The sequence below is a fragment of the Gemmata sp. SH-PL17 genome (assembly GCF_001610855.1).
Classification (GTDB): Bacteria; Planctomycetota; Planctomycetia; order Gemmatales; family Gemmataceae; genus Gemmata; species Gemmata massiliana.
This window is the reverse complement of sequence record NZ_CP011271.1, coordinates 2,233,343-2,246,363: the sequence shown is the minus strand read 5'-3', so window position 1 is coordinate 2,246,363 and position 13,021 is coordinate 2,233,343. Positions and strand designations below refer to the sequence as shown.

The 13,021-nt window shown below is 65.0% G+C and carries 11 protein-coding genes; 9 read left to right on the top strand and 2 right to left on the bottom strand.

Annotation, left to right across the window (positions count from 1 at the left end):
• The first annotated feature begins 303 nt into the window (after positions 1 to 303).
• From VT84_RS39550 to VT84_RS09395, 7 genes are all read left to right on the top strand, one after another.
• The gene (locus VT84_RS39550) at positions 304 to 3,069 is read left to right on the top strand and encodes a spermidine synthase (RefSeq protein WP_162271648.1); all 2,766 of its coding nucleotides are present in this window, start codon (positions 304 to 306) and stop codon (positions 3,067 to 3,069) included.
• Positions 3,066 to 4,310 (top strand): ATP-grasp domain-containing protein, encoded by a 1,245-nt coding sequence (locus VT84_RS39545; RefSeq protein WP_162271647.1) that lies wholly within the window; start codon positions 3,066 to 3,068, stop codon positions 4,308 to 4,310. The genes VT84_RS39550 and VT84_RS39545 overlap by 4 nt, the downstream gene beginning before the upstream one ends.
• Positions 4,307 to 5,254 (top strand): methenyltetrahydromethanopterin cyclohydrolase, encoded by a 948-nt coding sequence (gene mch, locus VT84_RS09415; protein WP_082839347.1) that lies wholly within the window; start codon positions 4,307 to 4,309, stop codon positions 5,252 to 5,254. Before VT84_RS39545 ends, mch begins: the two co-directional genes overlap by 4 nt.
• On the top strand, positions 5,251 to 6,105 hold the full coding sequence (locus VT84_RS09410) for a RimK family alpha-L-glutamate ligase (RefSeq protein WP_082839346.1): 855 nt from the start codon (positions 5,251 to 5,253) through the stop codon (positions 6,103 to 6,105). Before mch ends, VT84_RS09410 begins: the two co-directional genes overlap by 4 nt.
• A gap of 1 nt (position 6,106) precedes the next feature.
• The gene (locus VT84_RS09405) at positions 6,107 to 7,003 is read left to right on the top strand and encodes a triphosphoribosyl-dephospho-CoA synthase (RefSeq protein WP_082839345.1); all 897 of its coding nucleotides are present in this window, start codon (positions 6,107 to 6,109) and stop codon (positions 7,001 to 7,003) included.
• A 2-nt stretch (positions 7,004 to 7,005) separates the two neighbouring features.
• Positions 7,006 to 7,497 carry a 6-pyruvoyl trahydropterin synthase family protein gene (locus tag VT84_RS09400; protein WP_052559687.1) on the top strand — a complete coding sequence of 164 codons (492 nt, stop codon included), beginning with the start codon at positions 7,006 to 7,008 and terminating at the stop codon, positions 7,495 to 7,497.
• 191 nt (positions 7,498 to 7,688) lie between these two features.
• Positions 7,689 to 8,567 carry a sugar phosphate isomerase/epimerase family protein gene (locus VT84_RS09395; RefSeq protein WP_082839344.1) on the top strand — a complete coding sequence of 293 codons (879 nt, stop codon included), beginning with the start codon at positions 7,689 to 7,691 and terminating at the stop codon, positions 8,565 to 8,567.
• 273 nt (positions 8,568 to 8,840) lie between these two features.
• Here VT84_RS09395 and VT84_RS09390 read toward each other — a convergent pair whose 3' ends face one another.
• Positions 8,841 to 10,148, bottom strand: coding sequence for a Gfo/Idh/MocA family protein (locus VT84_RS09390; protein WP_082839343.1), 1,308 nt, complete (start codon positions 10,146 to 10,148; stop codon positions 8,841 to 8,843).
• A 136-nt stretch (positions 10,149 to 10,284) separates the two neighbouring features.
• Positions 10,285 to 11,400, bottom strand: a complete 1,116-nt coding sequence (locus tag VT84_RS09385) for a formylglycine-generating enzyme family protein (protein WP_052559683.1) — start codon at positions 11,398 to 11,400, stop codon at positions 10,285 to 10,287.
• 305 nt (positions 11,401 to 11,705) lie between these two features.
• On the opposite strand from VT84_RS09385, the gene VT84_RS09380 reads away from it, so the two are divergent.
• Positions 11,706 to 12,617: an FAD:protein FMN transferase gene (locus VT84_RS09380; RefSeq protein WP_082839342.1), complete on the top strand. Its 912-nt coding sequence runs from the start codon at positions 11,706 to 11,708 to the stop codon at positions 12,615 to 12,617.
• A gap of 61 nt (positions 12,618 to 12,678) precedes the next feature.
• Positions 12,679 to 12,885 (top strand): hypothetical protein, encoded by a 207-nt coding sequence (locus tag VT84_RS09375; RefSeq protein ID WP_052559681.1) that lies wholly within the window; start codon positions 12,679 to 12,681, stop codon positions 12,883 to 12,885.
• The last annotated feature ends 136 nt before the right edge of the window (positions 12,886 to 13,021 follow it).

Below are 13,021 nucleotides of genomic sequence, written 5' to 3'. Positions count from 1 at the left end.
GCCTAGAATTAGCTCGAACTGCGGCGTTACGCCGCGGGTGGTTCGCAGTGCCCTTCAGGTCACGTCGCCCCGGCAGAGCCAAGTGGCATCCACCGGGGCGGCCCGGCCTGCGGCTCGTAAGTAGTCCCGGCGGTGGAACCGGCGAATCGCCTCTGAATCCGGTCGATCCTGTTGATCCTGTCGGAAACTCTTCTCCTCGACCGCGGCTTCTCATTTCTCGAAACTACTCGCACGTTTGGGTGTTCGATACACTTCGAGGAATCCGCCCCACACGTACTCGTGCCCGCTCCCGGAGTCGCACCCGTGCCGTTGTTGTTCGCCGTCACGATGTTCGTGAGCGCGTCGCTGCTGTTCATGGTTCAGCCGATGGTCGCCAAGGCCGTTCTGCCGCTCTTGGGCGGCAGCCCGGCGGTGTGGAACGGGTGCATGGTGTTCTTCCAGGCGCTACTGCTCCTGGGGTACCTGTACGCGGACCGACTCACCCGGCGCTCCAAAACGGGCGAGCAGTGGGTGATCCACCTCGCGGTGCTGGCGCTCCCGGTGGTCGCGTTCGCACTCGCGGCCGTGTTCGGCACGAAGCACACGCCGATCGCCGTGATCGAATCGCTCGCGCCGCGCGACGGGTCCAGCCCGATCCTCAGCGTGCTTGCGATCCTGACGGTGGCGATCGGCGTCCCGTTCTTCGTCTGCGCCACGACCGCGACGCTGCTCCAGAAGTGGTTCACTTACACCGGGCACCCGTCCGCGCGCGACCCGTACTTCCTCTACGCGGCGAGCAACTTCGGCAGCCTGATCTCGCTCCTCGGGTACCCGTTCTTCGTCGAGCCGTACATGACGCAGGGGGGCCAGGCGTGGTTCTGGGCCGTCGGATTCGTCGGGCTCGCCGCGCTGATCGCGTTCTGCGGTAAGGCCGCCGCGAACCCGCTCGGCGTCCCCCCGTCCGGCAAGGGCGCCGAGAACAAGCCGGCTGCGGGCGCCGCGGGCGGGGTACAGTCCCTGAACGAACCGCCCCCGAGCCTGGGGCGCATGGCGAAGTGGACCGCGCTCGCGTTCGTGCCGAGCAGCCTGATGCTCGGGGTCACGTTCCACATGACGACCGACATCGCGAGCATCCCGCTCCTGTGGGTCGGGCCGCTGGCGCTGTACCTCGTCACGTTCATCGTCGCGTTCAGCCGCGTCCCCGCGTGGTTCCGCATCCTGATCGGCAACCTCGCGCCGGTCATGATCCTGCTGCTGGTGTTCCTGCTCATTTCGGACGTGAACCCCGGGGTGGGTCTGAGCCTGCTGTTGCACCTGCTCACGTTCTTCGCCGCGGCGCTGATGTGCCACTACGAACTGGCGCGCGACCGCCCCAAGCCGCAGCACCTCACGACGTACTTTCTCGTCATGTCGCTCGGCGGCGTGCTCGGGGGGATCTTCAACTCGCTCCTAGCCCCGGTCCTCTTCACCGGCGACTACGAGTACAACCTCGTGCTGGTGCTCTCGTGCCTCCTGGTGCCGCGCCTGAACGACGAGGACGGGGGCGTGCCCGAACCGGGCGACCGGCGCCGGCGCGCGGGGCTGATCCTCGACATCGTGATCCCGGTGCTGGCCGCGCTCGCGTACTGGCAGTTACAACGGGCCGGCGGGGTCGACACTTACGTCCGGAGCGTCGGCAAACTGGGACAGGCGCTCGGGGTCGCGGGCAAGACGATCCACGTCATCTTCGCGTTCGCGATCCCGGTCATGGTCTGCTTCTTCTTCGTGGACCGCCCGCTCCGGTTCGCGCTGTGCGTGGGCGCGATCCTGGGGATCAGCATGTTCCGCGGGTACAACCGCGACGTGGTGTACACCGAGCGCAGCTTCTTCGGGATCTTAAAAATCGACTCGGAAGAGACGTACTTCGACACGTCCTTCACGGACCCGGACGGGAAGCCGATCTACGGGGGCGGGTTCGAGTACCTGCGCCTCGTCCACGGCACGACGCTGCACGGCACCCAGGCCAAGAAGCTGAGCAACCGCCCCAAAGACTTGCTGTTCATGTCCACGCTGGACCCGTGGAACAACATCGCGGTGACCGGGACGCTCACGAACTTCAACATGCGCGAGGAACCGCTGACGTACTACCACCGCACCGGACCCGTGGGCGCGATGTTCAACGCATTGCGCTCGCGGAAGGGCGGCGCGGACGCCCGGGCACACGTCGCAATGGTCGGCCTCGGGACCGGGAGCGTGTCGTGCTACGCGCTCAAGGACCAGAAGCTCACCTTCTACGAAATCGACCCGACCGTGAAGCGCCTGGTCGCGGACACGGACCAGTATTTCACCTACGTCAAGGACGCGGAACGGCGCGGCGCGGCGCTCGATTTCCGCCTCGGCGACGCCCGCCTCAAACTGAAGGAAGACACCGACCGCAAGTACGCGCTGCTGCTAGTGGACGCCTTCAGCTCCGACTCGATCCCGGTCCACCTGTTGACCACGGAGGCCGTGCGGCTGTACGTGGACCGGCTCACCGACGACGGCATCCTGGCACTGCACATCTCCAACAAGTACGTGAAACTGGAGCCGGTGGTCGCCGCGATCGCCAAGGAACTCGGCCTCGTGGCGCGCGTGTGGAGCGACGACGCGGAGGGGCTCCCGGGGAAGACCGGGTCGGGTTGGGTGGCCCTGGCCCGCAAGCCCGAGGATCTGGGCGCGAAGATCGGTTCACCGCTCGCGGAACTGGTGGGCACCTACGGGATCGGCGGTCAACTGATCGACGTCCTCAAGGGCACCTACCCGGACCTCGCGCCGCTCCTGGATCGCGCGCCGCTCAAGCAGCAGGACACGCTGCTCGAGTACCTCGACAAGCGCACCGCGGACCCGCAGGCCCAGATGTACGCGGGCCTCGTCCGCAAGTACACGGCGTTCGACACCACGATGACCGTGCTGTACAAGGAAACCGGGTACGGGTTCCGCCCGGTAGTGTTCGACAAGGACGTGCCCGCGTGGACCGACGACTTCGCCGACGTAATGCGGGTAATGCTGATCCCCGAGCTCCAGAAAATCCGAAAGTTCTTCAAGCTGCCGACCCCGGTGTTGGACCAGTGACAGTGGTCGGTGTCGTCGGGACGAGCGCGCGGGCGGCGGTCCACTCCCTCGCCCGCGCCGGGTTCCGGGCGTGGGCCGTGGACCTGTTCGCGGACCGCGACCTGAAGCGCACCGTCGCCGACTGCGCCGTGTGCCCGCACGACCGCTACCCCGACGCGATACCCACCCTCGCCGCACAGTTCCCGCCCGGTCCGGTCCTCTACACGGGCGGCCTCGAAAACCACCCACACATCGTTGCAGAACTCGCGCGGACGCGCGAACTGTGGGGCAACCCGCTCGAGGTTCTCGCGCGCGTCCGCGACCCGTTCGCACTCGCCTCCGCCCTGACTGCGGCCGGGCTCGCGACACCGAAACTCGTTCCGACCGGCGAGTCGTGTCCGCCGGACGGGCGCTGGCTCCGCAAGCCGCTGCGGTCCGGCGGCGGACTCGGCATCCGCTTCGCGCAATCGGGCGATGCACCGTCGCCGCACCACTATTTCCAGGAGTTCATCCCCGGCACACCGATGTCGGCCATTTTCGTTGATGGCGCGTTACTCGGCGTCACGGAACAACTCATCGGCGAACCGTGGTTGCACGCGCCGGCGTTCGCGTATTGCGGGAACATCGGCCCCGTCACCGTCGACACGCAAGTTGCAAACACGATCACGCGCCTCGGTCAGATGCTCGCCGCCGAAATGGGTCTGCGCGGCACCTGGGGGTTGGACTTCGTCCTCGTGGGGAGTGTGTCCTTCTCCCTCGAAGTGAACCCGCGCTACACGGCCGCGGTCGAGGTGCTGGAGTACGCGGGAGGGAGAGCAGAACCTACCCCCCCATCCCCTCTCCCTGAAGGGAAGGGGGAGCAAAGGCAACCTAACCCCCTACCCCCCTTCCCTAAGAAGGAAGGGGGAACAGAACCAAACATACAGACAACCGCATCACAAGCACCGGTATTAAGTCCCTCTCCGTTTAGGGGAGGGGCTGGGGAGGGGTTGCAGACACGAATCATCGGCAAAGCGATCTACTACGCCCTCCACGCGATCACGTTCCCTCCCCGGGGGCCGTGGGACGCGGACCTCGCAGGGGCGTTCGATCCGTGGCGCGTGCCCGCATTCGCAGACATCCCCGAACCAGGCAGCGCAATCGAAACCGGCTGGCCCGTGCTCACGCTCTTTGTGACCGGAACCGCGCACGCCGAGGTCCGCGAGCGGCTACAATCACGCGCGGCGGAACTCGATCGCCTCTTCGCGGAGCACTCTCCATGACACTCAACGAACGCGCCCAACTCATCGCCGACGAAGCCGAGCGCAACGCGACCCAGTTGCGCGTACACGTCACGAAGGTCGCTGGGGCGCGCGTGATCGATTGCGGCGGCGCGGTCCAGGGGAGCCTCGCGGCCGGGTTGCTGCTCGCGCGGGCGTGCCTCGCGGACGCGGGCGAGGTCGCGTATGTGCCCTACCCGGTGCCCGAGATCGGCGGCCCCGCGGTCCAGGTCACCACGGACGATCCCGTTCGCGCGTGCCTCGCGTCACAATACGCGGGCTGGCAGGTGACCGCGGGTAAGTTCTTCGCGATGGGGTCCGGCCCGATGCGGGCGCTCGCGGCGCGCGAAGAAATCTTCCAGCACATCTCGGCGAAAGAGGAATCGCCGTTCGCGGTCGGCGTGCTGGAAACGCACAAGCACCCGACGGAAGAAGTCATCGCGGCGATCGTCGCGAAACTGCCGCTGGTCGCGGAACACCTCACGCTGATGGTTGCGCCCACCAGCAGCATCGCGGGCACCACGCAGATCGTCGCGCGGTCGGTCGAAACGGCCCTGCACAAGCTCCACGAACTGAAGCTCGACGTGAACCAGGTCGTCAGCGGGTACGGTATCGCCCCGCTCCCGCCGGTCGCGACCGACTTCGTTCAGGCCATCGGGCGCACGAACGACGCGATCCTCTACGGCGCCAAAGTCGTGCTCTGGGTGCGCGCGGACGACGAGGTGCTCGAACACATCGGCCCGAAAGTCCCCTCCGCCGCGTCGAAGGACCACGGCAGCCCGTTCGCCGAGGTGTTCGCGCGGTACAATGGCGACTTCTACAAGATTGATCCGCTCCTCTTCTCGCCGGCCGAGATCGAGTTCCGCAACCTGAAGACGGGGCGCACCCACCGCTTCGGCCGTAGTGAACCCGCTTTGCTCCGCAAGTCGTTCGGACTGGACGAATGAGAATCGCGATCCTCTCCGGTGGAACCGGCTGGCACGTTCAGGATCTCGTGCGCGGCGCGCACGAGCTGAAACACGAAGCGGTTCCGGTCGACTTCCGGGCACTCTCCGCGCGGGCGAACGCGGGAGGCGACGCGCTCGCCCGCTTCGACGCGCTGGTCGTGCGCACGATGCCGGCCGGCTCGCTAGAACAGGTCGTGTTCCGCATGGACCTGCTGCACGAAGCCGCCGCACGCGGAATGCCCGTCCTGAACCCACCGCGCGCAGTCGAAGTGTGCGTGGACAAGTACCTCACCACGGCCCGGCTCGCACGCGCGGGAATCGCGACTCCGCCCACCGCGGTGTGCCAAAAAAGTGACGATGCGATGACCTGCTTCGCGGACCTGGGCGGCGACGTCGTGCTGAAGCCGCTGTTCGGCTCCGAGGGGCGCGGGATGTGCCGGATCACCGACCCCGAAACCGCGTGGCGCACGTTCCGCGTGCTGGAACAGACGGGGCAGGTGATTTACCTTCAGCAGTTCGTGCGGCACCCTGGGCGGGACTTCCGCGCGTTCGTCATCGGCGACCGCGTAGTCGCATCGATGCGGCGAACAGCCGTCAACGACTGGCGCACGAACGTGGCCCAGGGCGGCACCGCCGAACCGGTCGTGCTGAGTACCAGCGAAACGGCGCTCGCGCTGCGTGCGGCAGAAGTCGTCGGCTGCCCAATCGCGGGCGTGGATTTACTCCCCGGTCCCAACGGCGAAATGTTCGTGATCGAAGTGAACGCGGTCCCCGGCTGGAAGGCCCTCGCCCCGACGTGCGGGGTGGACGTGGCGAAGGAAGTCGTGCGGTTCCTGGCGGAGGGCACGTGAGATGGGCGTGTATGACCGCACACTAATAGAAATCTCCGTTCACACGGCCTGTGTCTGGGAGGCCACGAGCCGGAAGGTCGGTAACGTCCACCGGTTCGCCGATTTCGCGGACACGAGCTACCTCGATTTCGTCCTGTCCGCCGGCGCGATTATGGGCACTCTTGGGAACGCCGCGAGCACTCGGCGCGTCGGGGAGACGATCAATTTTGCCGTGCGGCACGTGCGCGAAGCCGTGGGGACTAACACCAATTTGGGGATCATTCTCCTCCTCGCGCCTCTCGCATCGACCTGGGAAGTGACGAATGTACCGGAGGGGCGCGCGGAACTCTCACGGCTTCTCGCCCGGCTCTCGATCGAAGACGCACAGCAAGTCTACCAGGCCATTCGGATCGCGAAACCCGGCGGGCTCGGCGACGCACCCGAGCAAGACGTCCGCGACGAGCCCACGGTCACGTTGCTCGAAGCGATGAAACTGGCCGCGGACCGCGACATGGTCGCGCGCCAGTACGCGAACGACTTCGCGGACGTGTTCGACTTCGGCGTGCCCGCGTTCCTGGACGCGCTCGCGCGGTTCGGCAGCGTCGAAGCGGCCATCATCGATTCACAACTGCGGTGGCTCGCGCAATACCCGGATTCGCTCATCGCACGTAAAAACGGCCCCGCGGTCGCTGAAGACGTGCAAAAGCGGGCGGCAGAAGTGCTGCGTTTGGGTGGGATCGCCACCCCGGACGGGCGCGCTGCGGGGGTGGTACTCGACAAGCACTTACGCAGCGACGGTAATAAACTGAACCCCGGCACAACGGCCGACCTGATTACGGCCTGCCTGTTCGTCGCGTTGCGGGAGAATAAGGTGACTCCCTCCGCCCCGTTCCGGTGGCACGTTCCGGATTGGTTGTAATCATGCCGAGCGAGCGCTTCAAAGTCCGCGTTACGAAAGACCACCTGACGTTCTGCTGCGGGCACTTCATCAGCTACCGCGGGCACCAGTGCGAGCGGCTCCACGGCCACAACTATCGCACCGCGGTCGAGGTCGAGGGGGTGCTGCAAGAGGACTACTACGTCTTCGACTTCATCGCCCTCAAAAAGCGCACGAAGGAAATTACCGACGAACTCGATCACCACATGCTACTCGCCACCCGCAACCCGGTCATCGCGGTCGACGACACGCCCCGGTGCGTGCGCGTGAAATACGAGGACCGCGAGTGGCAGTTCCCGCGCGGCGACTGTATCCTGCTCCCCATCGAGAACACTACTGCGGAATTGCTCGCGCGCTACATCGCGGGGCGCCTCTGGGAGTCGCTCCGGACCAATGAGAACTTCACGCCGGAAGTGCTGCGCGTCGAGGTCGAAGAGGCCCCCGGGCAGTCCGCAACGGTCGAGTGGCGCGCGTGATTGTGCCACCCGACTGGGCCACCTAAACTACCCGGATTGACAGCCCCTAATTTATCTAACCTGGCGCTTGCGGAATACTCTCGCAACCGTCACAATTCGGCCAACCGGTGCGGAGCGCCGGGACGTCTCCATTTACTCGCGACGGAGAGACACGGAACGGACGCCGCAAACCTCGGTACGGGACCACTATTATGAACCGTCCACTCGGGCGCCGTGATTTCTTGCACACCACCGCCGCCGTCACCGCTACCGCGGTCACCGGGTCGTACCTCTTCTCGGCCGAGCAGAAGAAACCGAAGCTGAAAAAGGCCGTGAAGTACGGCATGATTCAGCTCAAGGGGACGCACCAGGAGCGGCTCGAACTCGCCAAAAAGTGCGGGTTCCTGGGTGTAGAAATCGACAGCCCGGGAACGACCAAACTCGACGAACTGGTGAAGGCGAGCAAGGACACCGGCGTCGCGGTCCACGGCGTCATCGACTCGGTCCACTGGACCGACACGCTCTCCAGCCCGGACGAGAAGGTCCGCGCGAAGGGTCTGGAAGCCCTGAAGGGCGCGCTCGAAGACGCGAAGACCGTCGGCGCGGACACGGTGCTGCTCGTGCCCGGCGTGGTCAATAAAGAGGTGAGCTACGAGCAGTGCTACGAGCGCTCCCAGGCCGAAGTGCGGAAGGTGCTGCCGCTCGCCGAGAAGCTGAAGGTGAAGATCGCGATCGAGGTCGTGTGGAACAACTTCATCACGAAGCCCGAGCAGCTCGTTCAGTACGTCGACGACTTCAAGAGCGAGTTCGTCGGCGCGTACTTCGACTGCTCGAACATGGTCAAGTACGGCGTCCCGTCCGCGGACTGGATCCGGAAGCTCGGTAAGCGGATGCTCAAGTTCGACTTCAAGGGCTACAGCAAGACCAAGCAGTGGGTCGCGATCGGCGAGGGCGACGAGGACTGGCCCGAAATCCTGAAGGCGCTCGCCGAGATCGGCTACAACGGCTGGGCCACGTCCGAGGTCGGCGGGGGCGGCGAGGAGCACCTCAAGAAGATTTCTGCGCAAATGGACAAAGTCCTGGGTCTTTGAAAAGACCCAGGAAGGCAAAAGTGAAAAGGTAAAAGGCAAAAAGGAAAAGCAAGCAAAGGCGGGGCGGAAGAGAAGGCATTGCCTCTTCTTCCGCCCCGCCTTTTGTATCGCCCGCTCGTGCTAGCGGTCGGTTCGCCTGATCTGTAGCAGTTCCACCCGCTCGTTAACACTCGCGGTTCGCCTTAGCGCTTGGCGAACCGCGAGTGTCAACGAGCGGGTGGCATTTTTGCCTTACTTCTGCTTTTACCTTTTACCTTTTCACTTTTTACTTTATTAGGCGCGGGGAGGGAGCTTCCACGTGCCGGGGACCGGGGCGCGAGTCGCGTCCAGCGGCGTGTCGAGCGCGTAGCCCTTCGGCATCGTGTCTTCGGCCGAGGCCAGCGCGTCTTCCCAGTTCAGCGTCTTGCAGCCGTAGCAAGCGTTACGGCCGAGGATCGCGGTGAACGTCGAGTCGGTCACGTTCTTCAGCTCGTTCAGCGGCGAACCCGCGCGGATGCTGTTGAGCAGGTCGATGTGCTCCTGCACGTAGGCGGAGATGTTGTCCGAGCCGGACGGCTTCTTGTTGATCTCGTAGTACCCGTCGCGCGTGTAGCACTTGCCCTTCGAGCCGTACAGCGTTTCGGACACGTCGTCGTCGCCGGGGAGGTGGCGACAGTAGCTCGACAGGCGCACGCCGTTCTTGTACTCGTACTCGACCGCGAAGTGGTCCCAGATCTGGCCCCCTTCCTTCGGGCCACCGGGGTGCCGGACCGCGCGCCCGCCGAACCCGACCGCCCGGACCGGGTGCTCGCCCATCGCCCAGTTGATGACGTCCAGGTTGTGGACGTGCTGTTCAACGATGTGGTCGCCGCACAGCCACAGGTAGTGGTACCAGTTGTAGAGCTGGTACGTGCTGTCCGCCATGCCCTCGGGGCGCTTGTGGAACCACGGCTCGTTGCCGTTCCACGAGCACCGGGCGGAAACGATGTCGCCGATCGCACCGTCGCGGATGTGCTTCATCGTCTCGATGTAACCCTTCTGGTGCCGGCGCTGCGTCCCGGCCACGATCGCGATGTTCTTTTTCCGCGACTCTTCGACCAGTTCGTAGCACTTGCGGGCGCCCGTGGCGTCCACCGCGACCGGCTTCTCGCAGAAGATGTTCTTGTTGGCTTTGACAGCGGCCTCGAGGTGGTACGGGCGGAAGCCCGGGGGCGTCGCGAGGATGACGAGGTTCACATCGGTCGCGAGGAGCTTTTGGTAGGCGTCCAGCCCGCTGAACGTGGTGTCCGGCGTGACCTTCACCTTCTTCGTGAACCGGCCGTAGTCCTTGCTCTTCTCGTTGGTGAACGTCTTGACCGCGTTCTCGGACTTGTTCTTGAAGACGTCCGCGACCGCGACGATTTCGACCTTCCCGGCGGAGCCGTTGATCTTCTCTTCGGCGTTCAGGATGTCCTTGACCGCGCCCATACCGCGCCCGCCGCAGCCGATGAGCCCGACCTTGATCGTGTCGCCGCCGCCCGCGAACGCGCTCGCGAAGTTGTTGGCGACTGCGACCCCGCCCGCGGCGGCGGTCGCCTTCAGGAAATCACGACGGTTCGACATGGGGAGAGCCTCTTGAATGGTGTGGGTGCGGCCCACAGGAAAGGTGGTGCGGAGCGGGCCACGGCCCGCCCCACGGAAAATGGCATCAACGGTGCTTCCAGTATCGGCGAGCGCGAATGCGCCCGCCGCACGAAAATTACTCGGACTTCTTGATGACCCGGGGCTTCAGGTCCGCGAGTTCGGGCTGTTCTTCTTCCGCGAGTACCACGCGGAACCCGATCACGTCCATCCGCGTGAGCCACCAGATGCTCTGCGGCTCCTGCGGGTCCCACTTCATCCAGGTCGGGTCCGACACGCGGCGCGTCGCGCTGCGGCACCGATCGGCCTTGTCCGCCCACGAGCCGCCGCGCACCACGTGCGCCCACTTCTCGTCGGTCGGCACGGTCACCGGGCGCAGGCTGAGTTCGTTCTTCGCGAACTTCGTGTAAGCCTTTTCGTCGTACTGGTCGAGAGTCCACTCCCACACGTTCCCGTGCATGTCGTGCAGGCCGAAGGCGTTCGGCTTCTTGGTGCCCCGCTTGTGCGTGGTGCCGGCCGGCTTCGCGTCGGTCGAGGAGTTGTCCTTGTACCAGGCGTACTCGCCGAGGCCCTTCGCGTCGTTCCCGAAGCTGTACGTCCCGTCCTTGCCGGCGCGGGCCGCGTACTCCCACTCGGCCTCGGTGGGCAGGCGGTACGCCCGGCCGGTCTTCTTGCGGAGCCACGCGCAGTACATCATCGCGGCGTGGTGGGTCATGCAGAGGGCCGGGTGCCCCTCGCGCACGTGCCCGTAGGTGGCGTCGACGAAGGCGTTCGTCGGGCGCGTGATCGCATCCGCGCCGAGCTTCTTCACCGCGACGTCGTCGGCCTTCAGGAAGTTCTCGTCGTACCAGAAGGCGTCGTACTCGTCCCAGCCGCACTCGAGCTTGGCCATCCAGAAGCCGTTCACCTTCACCTTGTGGCGCGGACCCTCGAGCGCCTCGCGCCCGGCCTCGGCGTCCGGGCTGCCCATCGTGAACTCGCCGCCCGGAACCCAGACCATCTCGAACTGGGCGTTCATGTCCTCACGGTGCGTCTTCGGCGGCTCACTGTCGGGGTCGTCCACGACGGTCTTGAAGCCCTTCGTCTTCTCGACGAAGTTCTTTTTCGGCTCCAGTTTGGCCGGTTTGGGAGCGTCGGGCGCTTTGCTCGCGGACTTCTCGTCCGGCACGGTGGCGAGTGCGAAGACCGGAACCGCGGCGCAGAGTACGGCGGCAAGGGTGTTTCGGAGCGGCATTCTGCTAGATTCTCCGAAGAGAGAGTTACTGTCAACGGGCGGGGTGTCAAATGAGCTACTGCATAGCGGGCGCTATACTGTGCCATCTTATGACAGCGACCGCCCTCCCCCAACCCCATTCCCGGGGGGGAGGTTGTGGCTGTAACCCCTCCCCAACCCCTCCCCTAAACGGAGAGGGGCTTAAAACCACCGTTGATTGTTTCGTACCTGTTGTATTTGGTTTTGCTCCCCCTTCCTTCCTAGGGAAGGGGGTTGGGGGGTTAGGTTCTGCTATCCCCCAGCGCTTCGAGTTCGAGTCGAAGCACATGGGCACGACGTTCCGCATCGTGCTGTACGCGCCCGACAAGGCTACGGCCAAGAAAGCGTCGGACGCCGCGTTCGCGCGGGTCGGCGAACTCGACGGCATCATGAGTGACTACAAGAAGGACAGCGAACTCATGCTGCTGTGCAAGACGTTCGCGACGGAAGTCGGCGATCCGGTGAAGGTCGGCGACGATCTGTTCTTCGTCCTGCGCAAGGCCGATGAGTTGTCGAAGAAGTCCGACGGCGCGTTCGACGTGACCGTGGGGCCGGTGGTGCAACTCTGGCGGCTCGCTCGGCGCACGCAGCAATTGCCCGACCCGAAGGAATTCGCTGCGGCGCGCGAGAAGGTCGGCTACAAGAAGGTGAAACTGGACGCGACGAAACAGACCGTACAGCTCCTCACACCGGGAATGCAGCTCGACCTCGGCGGGATCGCGAAGGGCTACGCGGCCGACGAAGCTCTGAAGCTGCTACGCGACAAGTTCGGCATCAAGCAGGCTCTCGTCGCGGCTTATGGGGACATCGCGTGCGGCGATCCCCCGCCCGGTGAGGACGGCTGGAAGGTCGAAATCGCCCCGATCGCGAAGAGTCAGAAACCGCGCCCGCTCAAGCTCGCGAACGCGGCCGTCTCCACGTCGGGCGATCTGGAGCAGTTCGTCGAGATCGGCGGCGTGCGTTACTCGCACGTGCTCGATCCGAAAACCGGGTTGGGGTTAACCGGTCGGCGCAGCGTGACGGTAATCGCGCCCAACGGCACGACCGCGGATAGCATGACCAAAGCGGTGAGCGTGCTCCCGCCCGAGCAGGCTCTGAAACTCGTCGAAGAGACGCCCGGTGCCGCGACCTACATCGTGGTGCTGGACAAGGACGAGAAGCCCGTCGCGACCGCGAGCAAACGGTTCCCCAAAGAGTGAACGACCGCCGGTGCATTCGGCACCGGCGCGGGTAACGACCACACACATCGGGAGGTCTACCGTGGACGAACTCATCAAGTCCGTGAGCGAAAAGGCCGGCATCAACCCGGAACAGGCGAAAGCCGCCGTGAACAGCGTGGTGGAGTTCGTGAAGAACAAAGTGCCGGCCGTCGGCGAGCACCTTCAGGGGTTACTGTCTGGCGGCGGGGACGGCGGGAATCCGCTCGCGGGCGCTGCGGACGCACTCAAGAAGAAGTTCGGCTTCTGAGCTACACAGATCGTGTTTCAATGCCCGCGTGACTGAAAACCGCCAAAAACGGAAATCCGCGGGCACGGCGACATATGAAAAATCGCCTCCGGTGCGGTCTCATTTCTCTTTCATTGCCGAATACTTTTCCCCACCT

Bases quoted from the DNA above. Each gene is read 5' to 3' on its own strand.
- VT84_RS09410 (WP_082839346.1), top strand. From the start codon at position 5,251: ATGAGAATCGCGATCCTCTCCGGTGGAACCGGCTGGCACGTTCAGGAT.
- VT84_RS09380 (WP_082839342.1), top strand. From the start codon at position 11,706: ATGGGCACGACGTTCCGCATCGTGCTGTACGCGCCCGACAAGGCTACG.
- VT84_RS09385 (WP_052559683.1), bottom strand. From the start codon at position 11,400: ATGCCGCTCCGAAACACCCTTGCCGCCGTACTCTGCGCCGCGGTTCCG.
- VT84_RS09390 (WP_082839343.1), bottom strand. From the start codon at position 10,148: ATGTCGAACCGTCGTGATTTCCTGAAGGCGACCGCCGCCGCGGGCGGG.
- VT84_RS09395 (WP_082839344.1), top strand. From the start codon at position 7,689: ATGAACCGTCCACTCGGGCGCCGTGATTTCTTGCACACCACCGCCGCC.
- VT84_RS09400 (WP_052559687.1), top strand. From the start codon at position 7,006: ATGCCGAGCGAGCGCTTCAAAGTCCGCGTTACGAAAGACCACCTGACG.
- mch (WP_082839347.1), top strand. From the start codon at position 4,307: ATGACACTCAACGAACGCGCCCAACTCATCGCCGACGAAGCCGAGCGC.
- VT84_RS09405 (WP_082839345.1), top strand. From the start codon at position 6,107: ATGGGCGTGTATGACCGCACACTAATAGAAATCTCCGTTCACACGGCC.